Source organism: Kutzneria kofuensis, assembly GCF_014203355.1.
Lineage (GTDB): Bacteria > Actinomycetota > Actinomycetes > Mycobacteriales > Pseudonocardiaceae > Kutzneria > Kutzneria kofuensis.
The window spans coordinates 226,729-244,863 of the sequence record NZ_JACHIR010000001.1; the positions used below are offsets into that span (position 1 = coordinate 226,729).

Genomic DNA, 18,135 nt, shown 5'->3' on the forward strand with positions numbered 1-18,135 from the left:
GGCTACCTCGCGTCTCGGGTCAGCAGCGCGGCGAGTCCGGCCGCGGTGGGGGTACGGAAGAACTCGGCGATGGGAATCTCGGTGCCCACGCGCGCGGCGATCCGGTTGCGCAGGACCACCAGCAGCATGGAATGGCCGCCGAGCCCGAACAGGTCCTCGTCGGCGCCGACGGCGTCGACGCCCAACACCTCGGCGAACACGTCGCAGAGAGTCTGCTCCAGCGGCGTGGCCGGCACCCGGCCGCGGGTGCCGAGCTCGGGGACGGGCAACGCGGCCTTGTCGAGCTTTCCGTTGCGGGTCACGGGAAAAGCCGCCAGCGGCACGATCGCCACGGGGACCATGTACTCGGGCAGCGACCGCGCGACGTGGTCCCGTACGAGCCGGGGATCGACGGTCTCGGGCGTCGTGTACGCGACGAGCCGCTGGTCGCCGGGCCGGTCCTCGCGGACGACGACCAGGGCCTGGTCGACGTCGGCGTGCCGGGCCAGCACAGTCTCGATCTCGCCGGGCTCGATCCGGAAGCCGCGGATCTTGACCTGGTCGTCGGCCCGGCCGAGGTACTCCAACTGCCCGTCGGCGCGCCACCGGGCCAGGTCGCCGGTGCGGTACATCCGCTCCCCCGCCGGCCCGAACGGATCGGCCACGAACCGTTCGGCGGTGAGCTCGGGGCGGCCGAGGTAGCCGCGGGCCAGGCCGGCGCCGGCGATGTACAGCTCGCCCCGAACGCCCGGCGGAACCGGATTCAGTCGGCTGTCCACGACATACGCGCGGGCATTGGCCACCGGGCGGCCGACGACCGGACGGCCGGCATCCCGGACGCGGCCAACGAGGGCGTCGACGGTGGTTTCCGTTGGACCGTAGAGGTTGTACGCCTCGGTGCCGGGCAATTCTCGCAGCGTTTCCCACAGCGGCTGGGGGACGGCCTCGCCGCCGACGCCGACGACCCCCAACGAGCACCTGCCGTCCTTGACCACGCCGGCGGCGGCCAGCTGGGCGAAGTGCGACGGAGTGAGCTCGATGAAGTCGATCCCCCGCTCGATCACCACCGCCGCCAGCCGCTCCGGGTCCCGCCGGGTGTCGTCGTCGACGACGTGCACCTCGTGCCCGTCGAGCATCCACAGTTGCGGCTGCCACGACGCGTCGAAGGCGAACGCCCACGCGTGCCCGACCCGCAGCCGCCGGCCGCCGGCGGCCGCGACGGCCGGCCGGTAAAGGGTCTCCCGGTGACTGTGGAACAGGTTCACCAGCCCGGAATGCGGGATGACAACGCCCTTGGGCTTGCCCGTCGAGCCGGACGTGTAGAGCACGTACGCCGGATTCGCCGGCGCCGGTGGGGTGAGTGTCGCCGCGGTGTCCACAATGTCCTCGACGAACAGGACATTATTACCGGTCAACCGGTCCGCCAGTGCTCGACACGTCAGAACGAGCCCCGCGCCGGAGTCGTCGAGCACGGCCGCGATCCGCTGGGCCGGCTGGTCCGGATCCACCGGCAGGTAGGCGGCACCCGCCTTGAACACGCCGAAGATCGCCTCGACGACCGCCGCCGATCGCGGCAACACCAGCGCCACAACGGTTTCCGGCCCGGCGCCGTGCGTGGTCAACCACCGGGCCAGCCGGTCGGTCCGCGCCGCAAACTCCGCGAAGGTCACGCTGCCGTGGGCATCGCTCAACGCCGTCGCCTCGGGCGTTGCCGCCGCCTGGGCAGCCAGCCGGTCCACCACCGTCGGCGCGGTCACGGTCAGCGGCTGCCCCGCACCCCACTCGTACAGGATCCGTTGTCGCTCGCCGGGTTCGAGGACGTCGAGCCGGCTCAGCGGCCGGTCCGGGTCGGCGACCACAGCGGCCATCAGCCGTACCAGGCGCTCGGTCAGGGTGCGGGCGGTGTCCTCGTCGAACAGGTCGAGGCTGAACTCCAACTCGCCGTCGATGCCGTCCGCGCCGGCGGTCTCGACGAGGTCGAAGGAGAGGTCGAACTTGGCCTGCCGCAGCCCGGTGTCCCGATAGGACGCCGGCAGCCCGAGCAGCTTCTCCTCGCCGCCGGCCGAGTGGTACACGGCCAGCATGACCTGGAACAGCGGGTGCCGGGCCAGCGACCGGGGCGGGTTGAGCAGCTCGACGAGGTGCTCGAACGGCAGGTCCTGGTGGGCGTACGCGGCCAGGTCCGCCTCGCGGACCCGGCCCAGCAGATGACGGAACGTCGGGTCGCCGCCGGTGTCGGTGCGCAACACCAGCGTGTTGACGAAGAATCCGGCGAGATCCTCCAGCGCGTGGTCGGTGCGCCCGGCGACCGGCGTGCCGAGCGGGATGTCGGTGCCCGCGCCGAGCCTGGTCAGCAGCGCGGCCAGCGCCGCCTGCAACACCATGAACGTGCTGGTGTCGCTGCCGTGGGCGAGCGTGCGGAGCCCGCGGTGCACCTCCGCCGGCACACGGAACGGCACCACGCCGCCGCGGTTGGTGGACCGCGCCGGGCGCTGTCGGTCGGCCGGCAGCGTCAGCTCGTCCGGGATACCGGCGAGCGTGTCCCGCCAGAACTGCGCCTGCTGGCCGAGCACGCTGTTCGGGTCGTCGGCGCGGCCGAAGACCTCCCGCTGCCACAGCGTGTAGTCGACGTACTGCACCGGCAGCGGCGTCCACTGTGGACTCTCACCACGGCGGCGCGCGGCGTATGCGACGTCGAGGTCCCGCTTCAGCGGCGGCAGCGACCAGCCGTCACCGGCGATGTGGTGCACCAGCAGCACGAACACGTGCCGCTCCGGGCTTGTCGAGACAAGCGTGGCCCGCAACGGGATCTCGGCGTCCAGGGCAAAGCAGTGCCCCGCCGCCTGCGCGACCCGAGCCGCGAGTTCCTCCGGCGCAACGGTCACGGTTTCCAGCACCGGGCGCGCCTCGGCCGACACGACCTGTCGCGGCGTGCCGTTCTCCTCCACGATGACCGTGCGGAGGATCTCGTGCCGGGCAACGACATCGGCCAGCGCCGCCGCCAGCGCCGCGGTGTCGACCCGCCCGGTCAACTCCCACGCCCATGGGATGTTGTAGGTCGGCGTCCGGCCGTCGAGCCGGTCGAGGAACCAGAGTCGCTGCTGCGCGTACGACAGCGGTAGCACCTCCGGCCGTGCCGCCCGTGTCAGCGCCGGCCGCCGGCCGCGGCCGGGGTCGAGCAGCTCGGCGAGCCGGGCCGGGGTCGGCGCGTCGAACACCGCCCGGATCGGGGCCTCCACGCCGAGCAGCGCCCGGATCCGGCTGACCAGCCGGGTCGCCAGCAGGGAATGCCCGCCCAGCGCGAAGAACCCGCCGTCCGGGCCGACCGACGGCACGCCCAGGACGTCGGCGAACAGCTCGCACAGCGCCTGCTCGACCGGGGTCCGCGCGGCCCGCTCGGAGGTCTGCACCTCGGGCGCGGGCAGGGCGCGGCGATCCAGCTTGCCGTTGGCGTTCACCGGGAATTCCGGCAGCACGACGACAGCGACGGGCACGAGGTGGTCGGGCAACCGCTCCGCGACCAGCTTCCGCAGCGCCGCCGGGTCGCCGGCCGGCTCCACGTAGGCCACCAGCCGGACGTCGCCGGGCCGGTCCTCGCGGGCGATCACCACCGCCCGCGCCACGGACGGGTCCTCGGTCAGAACCGCCTCGACCTCGCCGGGCTCCACCCGGAACCCGCGGATCTTGATCTGCTGGTCGGCGCGGCCGAGGAAGTCGAGCGAGCCGTCGGCGCGGCGGCGAACCAGATCGCCGGTGCGGTACATGCGGGACCCCGGCTCACCGAAGGGATCGGCCAGGAATCGTTCCGCGGTCAGCGCCGGCCGGCCGAGGTAGCCGCGGGCCAGGCCGGCGCCGGCCAGGTACAGCTCGCCCCGCACGCCGGGCGGAACCGGCTTCAGTCGATCGTCGAGGATGTACGAACGCGTGTTGGCGATGGGTCGGCCGATCGGCACCGGCCCGTCCTCGCCGGCGTACGCCTGCATGAGGCTGTCGCCGGCGGCCTCGGAGCAGCCATACAGGTTGACCAGACGGGCGTTCGGCCAACGGCTCGCCACCCGCTCCGCCAGCGTCGAGGACAGCGCCTCGCCGCTGGTGATCCACGTGGTCACCGAGTCGAACGCGCCGGCCGGCGCGTCCTCGACGAAGCTGGCCAGCAGGCTCGGCACCACGGTCAGCACCTGTGCGCCGGTGCGGCGCACGAGTTCGGCCAGAGCGAGCGGATCGGCGGCCGTCGCGTCGTCGGCCAGGATCACCGGGTCACCCGCGACCAAGCCGCCGAGCAACTCGGTTGAGCCGTCGATGAAGGTGAGCGCGCTCTTGGCGACCCGCGCGCCGGCCAGCCGGTCGCGGCCCCAGTGCAGCCGGTTGGCCAGCGCCCGCTGCGTGCCGGCGACCGCCTTCGGCCGGCCGGTGGAGCCGGACGTGAAGATCACGTACGACGGGTTGTCCGGGTGGATCAGCGGCCAGGCCGCCGGTTCCGGCCCGGTCTCGTCCGGTCGGACGAGCCGGTCGCCGAAGCCGTCCGCCGCGATCACCAGGTGCGGGGCGGCGTCGGTGAGCATGAGCTCGACGCGGTCGGCCGGGTGGTTCAGGTCCAGCGGCAGGTAGGCCGCGCCGGTCTTGAGCACCGCCAGGATCGCCGTGACCAGCTCGACCGACCGCGGCAGCGCCACGGCGACCACCCGCTCCGGGCCGGCGCCCCGCGCCAGCAGGCCCCGGGCCAGGGCGGTGGCCTTGTCGTCCAATTCGGCGTAAGTCAGGCTCTCGTCGCCGATTGCCAGCGCGGTGGCGTCAGGCGTGCGGTTCACCTCGGCAGCGAACAGCTCGGCGGGGGTTTCCGCCGGCAGAGCCATCGCGGTGTGGTCGGTGAGCGACTCCCGCTCGGCCTCGGTGAGCAGGTCGATCTCGCCGATCCGGGCGTCCGGGTCGGCGACGACCGCGCGCAGCAGTTCCCGCAGCCGCGCCAGGATCGTCTCCACGTCGGCGCGGTCGAAGACATCGCTGTTGTACTCGGCGGTGCCGCGGATGCCGCCCTGGTCGCCGACGAAGAACACCAGGTCGGCACGGGAGGTTCCGGTCGCGATCGGCTCTTCCTCGACGGTCAGGCCGGGCAGGTGGATGTCGGCGACGGCATTGTTCTGCCAGGCCAGCATCGTCTGGAACAGCGGGTGGAACGCCAGCGACCGCGCCGGGTTCAGCGCCTCGACCAGCCGCTCGAACGGCACATCCTGATGCGCGTAGGCATCCAGGCTGCGCTCGCGAACCCGGGCGACCAGGTCCCGGAACGACGGGTCGCCGTCGGTGTTCACCCGCAACACCAACGTGTTCACGAAGAACCCGACCAGATCGTCCAACGCCTGATCGGTCCGACCGGCGATCGAGGTGCCGATGGGGATGTCCGTGCCGCCGCCCAGCCTCGACAGCAAGGCGGTCAAACCCGCGTGCACGACCATGAACACACTCGCGCCACAAGCGCGGGCCAGGTCGACGATTCCGCTGTGGAGCTCGGCGTCCCAGGCGAAACCGAACTGCTCGCCACGATAGGACGCCTCCGCCGGGTGCGGCCGGGTCGTCGGCAGCTCGATTCGTTCGGGCAGGTCCGCGAGGGCCTCCCGCCAATACGCCAGCTGCGGCTCGATCACCGGCTCGCCAAGGGTCTCCCGTTGCCAGAGCGTGTAGTCCGCGTACTGCACGGGCAGCGGAGTCCACTGTGGAACGCCGCCGTCGCGTCGGGCGGTGTAGGCGGTGGCGAGGTCGCGCCACAGCGGGGCGGTGGACCACCCGTCGGAGGCGATGTGGTGGAACACCAGCACCAGAACGTGCTCCCGCCCGCCGAGGCTGAGCAGCGTCGCGCAGAGCGGAATCTCCGATTCCAGTTGGAACACCGTGTTCGCTGCTTCGGACACGGCCGCCGCCAGTGTTGCCTCGGTGACGGTGGTGACGTGCAGCGGGACCGCGAAGTCGTCAAGGACGAGCTGGCGAGCCTCACCCTCGATCTCGGGGAACACCGTGCGCAGCGCTTCGTGCCGGGTGACGACGTCGGTCAGCGCGAAGTGCAGCGCTTCGATGTCGAGGTCACCGATGAGCCGGACGGCGGTCGGCATGTTGTACGTCGGCGAGGGACCTTCGAGCCGGTGCAGGAACCACAGTCGCTGCTGGGCGAACGACAGCGGCAGCACGTCCGGCCGCGGGTCGACCCGGACCAGGGCCGGCCGCGCCCGCGTGGAGTCCTCCGTGGACAGTAGTGTGGCCAGGCCGGCGACCGTCGGGGCCTCGAACACCGAGCGCACCTGCAGCTCGACCCCGAACACCGCCCGCAGCCGCGCGACTAGGCGGGTCGCCATCAGCGAATGCCCACCCAGGGCGAAGAAGTCGTCGTCGATGCCGACGGAGGCGGCGTCCAGCACCTCGGCGAACAAGCCGCAGAGCACCTCCTCCACCAGCGTGCGCGGGGCGCGGCCGACGGGGACCGCCTGCTGGTCCGGGCTCGGCAGTGCGCGGCGGTCCAGCTTGCCGGAAGCCAGCAGCGGCAGCCGGTCGAGCACGACGAACGCCGACGGCACCATGTACTGCGGCAACCGGTCGCGGACGTGCGCCCGCAGCGCCGACACCAGCGCGCTGGTGTCCCGCTGCCCGACCGGGTTGTTGCCCAAGGCATTGCGGACCGAGCGGCCCCGGTAGATCCGGACGGGCTCGCCGGTGGTGAAGACGACTTCCAGCGTGCCGACGTCCGTCGTGACCGTCGCGTACATCCGGTAGTCCAGGCTTGCCGCAAGCGCTTGCAGGTCCTCGGGGTCCACTCCGGACGGTGTCGAGTCCAGAGCGGACAGTGCCGTTTCGCTGTCACCGGTGGCCAGCGCGGCGACGGCAGCGAGTTCGCCGGAGAGGCGGGCATTCGGCACGCCGGTCACGCGAAGCCGGTCCGGACGAGCCGTCAGCAAACGTTTGACATCGTCGACAGTCTCGAAGGCGGCGACCTGTTCCTCGACCGGGGCCGGCTTCGGGGCCTTGCGCATGACGACGTCGTAGCGATGGCGGGTCAGCTCGTTGTGCGCGTGGCCACGCTTCACCCACACGTCGACGTCACCGAAGCCCTCGAAGCCGGCGAAGAAGTCCGGGTCGAGGACGAGCTCGCCCTCGCGGGCGATGGCCTGGTCGACCGCCGCGACCGTGCGGCGACCGTGCCGCAGCTCCGTCGCCGTGCGGAAGGCCCGCAGCGACCGCAGGTTTCGGATGTCGCCCAGGAAGATCACGCCGCCGGGCCGGACGCGCGAAGCGGCGGTCTCGATCACCTCGACCAGGTACTCGGTGCTCGGAAAGTACTGCGCGACGGAGTTGATGATCACCGTGTCGAACTGCTCGGCCGGCAACTCGCCGAGGTCATGAGCGGGGCGAGCCGCCAGGTGAACCTTGCCGGCCAACTCCGGCGGCATCTCCCGACGCAGGTTGGCTACCGCCTTCTCAGACAGGTCGACACCCCAGTACTCCTCGGCGATCGGCGCGATCCGCGACAGGATCAGACCACTGCCGACGCCGATCTCCAGCACCCGCTTCGGCCGCAGCGCGGAGATGCGCTCGATCGTCGCCGCGTGCCATTCCCTCATTTCGTCGAGGGGAATCGCGGTGCCGTCGTAGCTGGAGTTCCAGCCGGCGAAGTTCTCCTCCATGCCACCGGCCGCCGCGTCGGCGAACACGTTCTCGTGCAGCTCGTGCCACTCGCCGACGTGATCCAGCTCGGATTCCTCGTCACGAGCCGCCGCCGGCACCGCATAGGCGATCAACCGGCCGTCCTGCGCGACCACCACCGACTGCACCACCCGCGGATGCTCCACGATCACCGACTCGATCTCACCCAGCTCGATCCGATAGCCACGGATCTTCACCTGATCATCGGCCCGACCCAAAAACACCAACCGACCATCCGGCAACCACCGCACCAAGTCACCGGTGCGGTAGAGCCGGCCGCCGTTACCAAACGGATCAGCCACAAACCGTTCCGACGTCAGGGCAGCGCGACCGAGATAGCCACGAGCCAGACCGGAACCCGACAGGTACAACTCCCCCACCACACCGGGCGGAACCGGCCGCAGGCCGGCGTCCAGCACATACGCCCGCGTCCCCGGATCGGGGATACCGATCGGCACGATCGGGCTCTCGGGATCACACAGCCCCAGGGTCGAGTTGGTGGTGGCCTCGGTCGGGCCGTAGGCGTTGAACATCCGCCGGCCCGGCGCCCAGCGCCGGACCAGTTCCGGCGACACCCGCTCCGTGCCGGCAAGCAGAACGCTGTCCTTCGGCAGGTCGAGGTTCTCGGGCATCTCCGCCAGCAAAGCCGGCGGCAGGATCATGAAGTTCACGTCGTTCGCGAACGCGTAGTCGACCAGACCCTCGCCGGGGAACCGCAGCTCCGAAGGCACCACCACCAGCCGACCGCCGGACAGCAAGCCCAGGCAGAGATCCCAGAACGCCACGTCGAAACTCGGCGACGCGAACTGCAGCACGACACTCTGCGGACCGACCCCGAACCGCTCAACCTGCGTCGCCACCAGCTTGGCCACGCCGGAGTGTTGCAGCACAACGCCCTTCGGCCGTCCCGACGAACCCGAGGTGTAGATCACGTACGCGGCGTTGTCCGGACGGACCACGACATCAGGGTCCACAGTGGACATCGCAGCCAGCGCCGGGTCGTCCGTCAGCACGCGCGACACATCCGCGGGCAGCTTGTCCTCGACCTCAGGCGTCGTGACGATGCAGACCGGGGCCGAGTCCTCGACCATGAACGCGATCCGCTCGGCCGGGTAGTCGGCGTCCAGCGGCAGGTACGCGGCCCCGGCCTTGAGCACCGCCAGCTCGGCGACGATCATCTCCAACGACCGCGGCACCGCCAGCCCGACCACCCGCTCCGGGCCGGCGCCGCGCGCGATCAGCAGGTGCGCCAACCGGTTCGCGGCGGCGTTCAGCTCGGCGTAGGTCAGCCGCCGGTCCTCGAACACCAGCGCCACCTTGTCCGGCGCCTCCCGCACGCGCCGCGCGAACAGGCCGGGGAACGTCTCGGTGCCGGCCGGCTCCAGGCTGCCCGCCCACTGCGTCAGCACCCGCTCGACCTCGTCGCCGGCCAGCAGGTCGAGCGCCCCGACCGGGCGGTCCGGCGCGGCCAGCGCCGCCCGCAGCAGCACCTCCAGCCGGCGCAGGATCGCCTGCGCGCCGGCGTGGTCGAAGACGTCCGCGTTGAACTCCAGCACGCCGGCGATGCCGGCGTCCCGCTCGGTCAGCGAGATCGACAGGTCGAACTTGGACGTGCCGGTGGTCACCGGGACCTCGGTGACGGTCAGCCCGGGCAGCACCACCTCGGCGCGGGCGTTGTTCTGGCCGGCGATCATCACCTGGAACAGCGGGTGGTACGACAGCGACCGCGCCGGGTTCAGCGCCTCGACCAGCCGCTCGAACGGCACGTCCTGATGCGCGTACGCGTCCAGGTTGCGCTCGCGAACCCGCGCCACCAGCTCGCGGAACGACGGCTCGCCGCCGGTGTCCACGCGCAGCACCAGCGTGTTGACGAAGAACCCGACCAGATCGTCCAGCGCCTGGTCGGTGCGACCGGCGATGGGCGAGCCGATCGGCACGTCCGTGCCGGCGCCCAGGCGCGTGAGCAGCGCGGCGAGCGCGGCGTGCACGACCATGAACACGCTGGCCCCGCACTCGCGGGCCAGCCGGGACAGGCCGGCGTGCAGCTCCGCGTCCCAGCCGAAGGTGTGCAGTTCGCCCCTGAAGGTGGCGATCGCGGGATGCGGTCGGTCCAGCGGCAGCTCGATCCGGTCCGGCAGGCCGGCCAGCATGTCCCGCCAGTAGTCCAGCTGCGCCGACAGCACGCTGTCCGGGTCGTCCTCGCTGCCGAGCAGTTCCTGCTGCCACAGCGTGTAGTCCGCGTACTGCACCGGCAACTCGGTCCACTGTGGAGCCTCACCCTGCCGGCGAGCCGTGTAGGCCGTGGCGATGTCCCGCCACAGCGGGGCCATTGACCAGCCGTCCGAGGCGATGTGGTGGAACACCAGGGCCAGCACGTGTTCCTGGGAGCCCAGTCGCAGCAGCTCGACGCGCATCGGCACGTGCCGCTCCAGGTCGAACGGCTCACGCACCAGCCCGGCCAGGACGTCGTCGAACTCTGCGGGCACGACGTCCCGCAGTCGCAGGCTCACACCGGCGTCGTCGAGAATGTCCTGGTAGGGCACGCCGTCGTGCTGCGGGAACCGGGTGCGCAGCGCCTCGTGCCGACCGACCACGTCGGACAGTGCGGCGGTCAGCGCCGCGACGTCGACATCGCCTTCGAGGCGCATGATCAGCGGCACGTTGTACGTGGCGGACGGCCCTTCGAGGTGGTGCAGGAACCACAGCCGCCGCTGAGCGCCGGACAGCGGCACCAGCGCCGGTCGCTCCCGTCGGGTCAGCGGCGGGCGCGCCACCGCACCGGCCACGCCGAGCCGGCCGGCCAGGCCCGCCGCGGTCGGCGTCTCGAAGATCGACCGCACCTCCAGCTCCACGCCGAGCGTGGCGCGCACCCGCGCGATCAGCCGGGTCGCCAGCAGCGAATGCCCGCCCAGCTCGAAGAAGCTGTCGTCGGGGCCGACCCGCGGCAGCCCGAGGACGTCCGCGAACAACTCGCACAGCCGGCGCTCGGCCGGGGTCGCCGGCTCGCGGTGGGACGTCGCGACCACCGGGTCCGGCGACGGCAACGCACGGCGGTCCAGCTTGCCGTTGGCCGTCACGGGGAGGGCGTCCAGGACGACGATCGCCGACGGCACCATATGCTCCGGCAGCCGGTCGGCGGCCAGCGCCCGCAGCTCCGTGGCGAGAGCCGCGACGCGCCGGAACCGGCCGGGATTGCCGGTGTAGGACAGCAGCTGTTCGGTGCCGGCGCGGAACGCGCCGACCGGGAACCTGTCGTCCGCGGCGAACACCACGTCCACCGAGCCGTCGCCGACCGCGGACCAGGTCACCGCCGTGCGACGGCCCATCCGGCCGCCGAGCCGGTACCAGTCCTCGGGATCGATGCCGCTGGCCGTGGTACGGCCGTTCGGCACGCCGTCGACCCGGACTTCGGCACCGCCGTCGAGCAAGGCGGCCACCTGGTCCATTGTGGACACATCTGTGCCCCATGCCAGGCCCGCCGCCGTCACCGGCCGCACGCGCGTCGGGTCGGTGTGCAGGACGACGTCGTAGCGGTACTGGGTGAGCTCGTTGACGGCCCGGCCACGCTTGACCCGGATGTCCGCGCCGACGATCCCGTCGATGCCGGCGAAGAACTCCGGTGCGACAAGGAGTTCCTTCTCCCGCAGCAACCGCTGCTCGACGCGGTCCTCCTCGCCGCGGGCCCGGGCGACGGCGGTGTGGAAGGCCCGCACCTGACGCAGGTCGCGGACGTCGCCGACCACGACCGCGCCGCCGGGGGCCAGCAGGTTCAGCGCGCCGCGCAGCACGTCGAGCAGGTAGGTGCCGCTCGGGAAGTACTGGACGACGGAGTTCAGCACGACCGTGTCGAAGTAGCCCGCCGGCAGGGCGGACAGGTCGGCCGCGTCGGCGGTGCGCAGCTCGACCCGGCCGGACAGCGCCGGGTCGGCCGCGACCCGGCGGCCGAGCGAGCCGATCACTTCAGCCGAGAAGTCCGTGCCCCAATAGCTTTCGCAGTCCGGGGCCAGCTCGGCCAGCAACAGGCCGGTGCCGACACCGAGCTCCAGCACGCGGCGCGGCCGCAGCTCGCGAACCCGGGCGACGACCGCATCCCGCCACTCCCGCATCTCCGCCAGCGGGATCGGCTCGCCGGTGTAGCTGGAGTTCCAGCCGGTGAAGTCGTCGCCCTGCTGGCCGGGCGCCGCGTACATCGAGTCGTACAGCTCACGCCACTCGCCGATCTGCTCGGTCTGCGCGGCGGGTTCGGCGTCCTCGGCCGTCGGCACGACGTAGCCGACGAGCCGCACGTCGCCGGGCCGGTCCTCGCGCGGCACGACCACCGCGTGGGCGACGCCCTCGTGCGCGGCGAGGGTCGCGGCGATCTCCCCCGGCTCGATGCGGAATCCACGGATCTTGACCTGCTCGTCGCCGCGCCCGAGGAACTCCAGCACGCCGTCGGCCCGGAACCGGGCCACGTCGCCGGTGTGATACATGCGGGCACCCGGCGCGCCATGGGGATCCGCCACGAAGCGCTCGGACGTCAACCCGGCACGGCCGAGGTAACCGCGGGCCAGCTGCACACCGGCCAGGTACAGCTCGCCGGGCGTGCCCGGCGGCACCGGGCGCAACGCGGAGTCGAGGACGTACGTGCGGGTGTTCCACACCGGCCGTCCAATCGGGACTGTCGAGTCCGCAGTGGCCAGATGCCACGAAGTCACGTCAACCGACGCCTCGGTGGGTCCGTACAGGTTGTGCAGCTCGGCGTTCAGCGTCCGATGGAACAGCGCGACCGCCTCCGGCGGGAGCGCCTCGCCGCTGCACAGCACCCGCCGCAGGCTCGTGCACTGCGCGGCGGCCGGCTCCTGCAAGCAGACCTGCAGCATCGACGGTACGAAGTGGACTGTCGTGATCTCCTGCTCACGGATGAGCCGCGCGAGATAGGCCGGGTCCTTGTGGCCGTCCGGCCGGGCGACGACCTCGGTGGCGCCGACGAGGAGCGGCCAGAGGAACTCCCAGACCGAGACGTCGAAGCTGGACGGCGTCTTCTGCAGCACCTTGTCGTCGGCGGTGAGGCCGTACTCGTGCTGCATCCACAGCAGCCGGTTCACGATGCCGGCGTGTGGCACAACGACACCCTTCGGCCGGCCCGTCGACCCGGACGTGTAGATCACGTAGGCGGGATTCTCCGGCCGTAGCACGACTTTCGGCGTCGTGGCCGGCAGGCCGGCAAGTTCGTCGATGATCGCCGGAGAGTCCAGCACCAGTGCGTCGGAGAGGCCAGTGGCCTCGGTGGTCAGCACCAGCGTCGGCTCGGCGTCGGCGAGCATGAATTCGATGCGCTCGGCCGGATAACCCGGGTCGAGCGGCAGGTACGCGGCCCCCGCCTTGAGCACGGCGAGGATGGACACGACCAGGTGCAGCGAGCGCGGCAGCGCCAGCGCGACCACCCGCTCCGGGCCGACACCCCGCGCGATCAGCGCATGCGCGAGCCGGTCGGAGGCGCCGTCCAGTTCGGCGTAGCTGAGCTGCTCCCCCTCGAACCACAGCGCCGGATGATCCGGGGTCCGCGCGACCTGGGCCGCGAACAACTCCGGCACGGTGACCGCCGGCACGTCCTCGACGTCACCGGACCACACGGTCTCCAGCCGATCCCGCTCCCCGGCGGTGAGCACGTCCAGGGTGCTCAGCCGGCGGTCCGGGGCCACGACGACCTGGCGCAGCAGCGCCGCCAGCCGGCCCAGGATCGTGGTCACCGTGGCCCGGTCGAAGACCTCGGCGTTGAACTCGGTCTGGCCGTGGATGCCGTCGGCCCGCTCGGTGAGGGAGATCCACAGGTCGAACTTGGCCGTGCCGGTGCCGACCGGCTGCTCGGTGACGCTCAGGCCGGGCAGCTCGACGTCGGCGGCCGGGGCGTTCTGCCAGGCCAGCATCGTCTGGAACAGCGGATGGTACGCCAGCGACCGCGCCGGGTTCAGCGCCTCGACCAACCGCTCGAACGGCACATCCTGATGCGCGTACGCGTCCAGGCTGCGCTCGCGAACACGGGCGACCAGGTCCCGGAACGACGGGTCGCCGTCGGTGTTCACCCGCAACACCAACGTGTTCACGAAGAACCCGACCAGATCGTCCAACGCCTGATCGGTCCGACCGGCGATCGGCGTGCCGATGGGAATGTCCGTGCCGCAACCCAACCGGGACAACAACGCCGCCAAACCCGCGTGCACCACCATGAACACGCTCGCGCCACAAGCGCGGGCCAGGTCGGCGAGGCCGGCCTGGAGGTCGGTGTCCCAGGCGAAGGTCAAGAACTCGCCGCGGTAGGAGGACACCGACGGATGCGGCCGGTCCACTGGCAGCGCGATGCGGTCGGGCAGGCCGTCGAGGGCCTGGCGCCAGTACGCCAGCTGGGCGGCCTCCTCGCTGGCCAGGAGGTCACGTTGCCAGAGGGTGTAATCCGCGTACTGCACCGGCAGCGGAGTCCACTGTGGAGCTCCGCCGTTGCGCCGGGCCGCATAGGCCTGCGCGATGTCCCGCCACAGTGGGGCGATCGACCAGCCGTCGGCGGCGATGTGGTGCACGACGAGCACGAACACGTGCCGGTCCCGGGCGACCCGCAGCAGTTCGGCCCGCAGCACCGGGCCGGCTTCGAGGTCGAACACCGTTCGCACCAGTTCGTCCACGATTGAGTCCACTTCGGACCCGGTCACTGACCGCACAGCCAGCTCGAACGCTGTGGTGGGCAGAATGTGCTGGTACGGCACGCCGTCGGCGGTCGGGAAGATCGTCCGCAGTGCCTCGTGCCGGTCGACCACATCGGCCAGCGCCGCGCGCAGCGCCTCGACGTCCAGTTCCCCGGACAGGCGAAGCACGAACGGGACGTTGTAGGTCGCGGAGCCGCCTTCGAGGCGGTGCAGGAACCACAGCCGCTGCTGCGCGAACGACAGCGGGCACCGCTCCGGGCGTTCGACCGAGCGGACCAGTGCCGGCCGCGCGGTGTCCGACACGGCCCCGGCCAGCAGGTCGGCGAGCGCGGCGGCAGTGGGCGCGTCGAACACCGCGCGCACCGGCACCTCCGCGCCGACAGCGGAGCGAATCCGTTGGACCAGCCGGGTCGCCATCAGCGAATGCCCGCCCAGGTCGAAGAAATCGTCGTCCGGGCCGACCTGCGGCACGTCGAGGACGTCGGCGAACAGCTCGCACAGCAGCTGTTCGACGGGGTTGCGGGCAGCCCGCCCCTGGCCGGTGGCGGCCCGCTCCGGCTTGGGCAGGGCGTTGCGGTCGAGCTTGCCGGACGCCAGCACCGGCAGCCGGTCCAGCACGACGAACGCCGACGGCACCATGTACTGCGGCAACCGGTCGCGGACGTGCGCCCGCAGCGCGGACACCAACGCGGCGATCGTGCGGCGGGCCGCCGGGTTGTTGGCGCGCACCGGGGTTGCCCCCGGCCGGTAGGCCGGGCCGTCCTCGCCCCTCGTGAAGACTGCCTCCAGCCAACCGGCCTCGGCCGCCGGCGTGACGGCCACCCGATAGTCGACCCGCCCGCCGAGGCGGTACAGGTCCTCCGGGTCGATACCGGCCCGGCCGTCGAGCGCGGTCAGCGCCGCCGACGGGTTGTCGTCGTGCAGCGCGCGGACCGCGGCGAGCTCACCGGACAGGCGCGCGTCCGGCACGCCGGTCACGCGCAGCCGCGTCGGCCGGTCGGCGGTCAGAAGTCGTTCCACGGCAGCGAGATCACTGAACTCGATCACCTGCTCGTCGACCGTCCGGCGCGGTGCCTTGCGCATGACGACGTCGTAGCGATGCCGGGTCAGCTCGTTGTGCGCCTCGCCGCGCTTCACCCACACGTCGACGTCGTCGAGACCCTCGAAGCCGGCGAAGAAGTCCGGATCCAGCACGAGCTCGCCCTCGCGGGCGATGGCCTGCTCGACAGCCGCCATGGTGCGGCGGCCGTGGCGCAGCTCGGTGGCGGTCCGGAAGGCCTTGAGGGACCGGAGGTTCCGGATGTCGCCGAGGAAGATCACGCCGCCGGGGGCAAGCCGGTCGGCGGCGGTCCGGATCACGTCGGCCAAGTACTCCGCACTGGGGAAGTACTGCGCGACGGAGTTGATGATCACTGTGTCGAACGGCTCGTCCGGCAACTCGCCGAGGTCATGAGCGGGGCGAGCCGCCAGGTGAACCTTGCCGGCCAACTCCGGGGGCATCTCCCGACGCAGATTGGCGACCGCCTTCTCCGACAGGTCGACACCCCAGTACTCCTCGGCGATCGGCGCGATCCGCGACAGGATCAGGCCACTGCCGACCCCGATCTCCAGCACGCGACGGGGACGTAACGCCGAGATCCGGTCGATCGTCGCCGCGCGCCACTCACGCATCTCGTCCAGAGGGATCGACGCGCCGTCGTAGCTGGAGTTCCAGCCGGCGAAGTTCTCCTCCATGCCACCGGAACCGGTGAACACGTCCTGGTGCAGCTGACGCCATTCAGCGACGTGATCCAGCTCGGATTCCTCGTCACGAGCCGCCGCCGGCACCGCATAGGCGATCAGCCGCCCGTCCTGCGCGACCACCACCGACTGCACCACCCGCGGATGCTCCACGATCACCGACTCGATCTCACCCAGCTCGATCCGATAGCCACGGATCTTCACCTGATCATCGGCCCGACCCAAAAACACCAACCGACCATCCGGCAACCACCGCACCAAGTCACCGGTGCGGTAGAGCCGGCCGCCATCACCGAACGGATCGGCCACGAACCGCTCGGAGGTCAGGGCGGCGCGGCCGAGATAGCCACGAGCCAGACCGGAGCCGGCCAGGTACAACTCCCCCACCACACCGGGCGGAACCGGCCGCAGGCCGGCGTCCAGCACATACGCCCGCGTGCCCGGGTCGGGAATGCCGATCGGCACGATGGGACTCGCCGGGTCGCACAGCCCCAACGTCGAGTTGGTCGTCGCTTCCGTTGGTCCGTAAGCATTGAACATCCGCCGACCCGGCGCCCAACGGCGCACCAACTCCGGCGACACCCGCTCGGTACCCGCCAGCAACACGCTGTCCTTCGGCAGGTCGAGGTTCTCGGGCATCTCCGCCAGCAAGGCCGGCGGCAGGATCATGAAGTTCACCTCGTGGGCATGGGCGTACTCCACCAGACCCTGGCCGGGGAAGCGAAGCTCCGACGGCACGACCACCAATCGACCACCGGACAGCAAGCCCAGGCAGAGATCCCAGAACGCCACGTCGAAACTCGGCGACGCGAACTGCAGCACGACACTCTGTGGGCCGACCCCGAACCGCTCAACCTGCGTCGCCACCAGCTTCGCGACACCGGCGTGAGACAGCACAACGCCCTTCGGCCGCCCGGTGGAGCCAGACGTGTAGATCACGTAGGCGGCGTTCGCCGGCACGATCGGCGCGGCCGGGTCCGTCGCCGGGGCGGCGGCCAGATCGAGCTCGTCGAGCAGGACGACGTCGCCGTCGAAGCGGTCGGCCAGCTCGCGGGTGGTCACCACGCACACCGGGCCGGCGTCGGACACCATGAACGCGATCCGCTCGGCCGGATAGTCCTGGTCCAGCGGCAGATACGCGGCCCCGGCCTTGAGCACCGCCAACTCGGCGACGATCATCTCGGCCGACCGCGGCACCGCCAGCGCGACCACCCGCTCCGGACCCGCGCCGTGCTCGATCAGGACGTGCGCCAGTCGGTTGGCCCAGGCGTCGAGCTCGGCATAGGTGAGCTGGATGTCCTTGAACACCAACGCGATCGAGTCGGGCGTCCCCCGCACCCGGGCCGCGAACAACTCCGGCAGTGTGGCCAGCGGTGTGGCCAGGTCGGTGTCGTTCCAGTCGACGAGCAGCTGCCGAAGTTCCGGCTCGGACAACAGGTCCAGGCATTCGATCGGACACTGTGGACGGTCGAGTGCGTCTACCAGCAGCCGTTCGAGGTGCCGCAGCATGCGGTCTACAGTGGACGAGTCGAGGACGTCCTCGCGGTAACGCGCCTCCAGCACCGGCCCGGCGAGCGACACGGCCAGGTCCAGCGGCAGGTCCGTCTCCGCGTCGAACCCGACGTTCACCAGCACGGTCCCGCCACGCCCGCGCTCGGGCTGCAGCTCGCCCACCAACTCGTCGAACGGGACCTCGTGCGCCAGCGCCTCCGTGCGGGCGGCATCGACGCGGTCGACGACGTCAGCGAAAACCGGTGAGCCGCCGAGGTCGACGCGAACCGGCACCAGCGATCCCGTGCCGAACACGATGTCGGCCGTGCCGGTGTAGCGGTGCAGCAGCACGGCGAAGGCCGCCAGCACCGTCGCCCGCGGATCGTTCAGCCGGCTGAACAACGACGCCGGCAGCTCGCGGGTGGTGCGGCCGCGCGGCGGCACGGGCTCGGCCGGGTGCGGCCGGTCCACCGGCAGCAGCAGCTCCTTCGGCGCGGCGGCAAGGCGGTCAAGCCAGAAGCCGAGGTCCGCGACCTGCCGCACAGCGTCACCCTTGCTC

The 18,135-nt window shown here is 71.5% G+C and carries 1 protein-coding gene; it reads right to left on the reverse strand.

The window, feature by feature from the left end; genetic code table 11:
- Positions 1-2 precede the first annotated feature (2 nt).
- Entirely contained in the window at positions 3-18,119 is an 18,117-nt protein-coding gene (locus tag BJ998_RS01080; protein WP_312889864.1) for a non-ribosomal peptide synthetase, read from the reverse strand.
- Between the last annotated feature and the right edge of the window lie 16 nt (positions 18,120-18,135).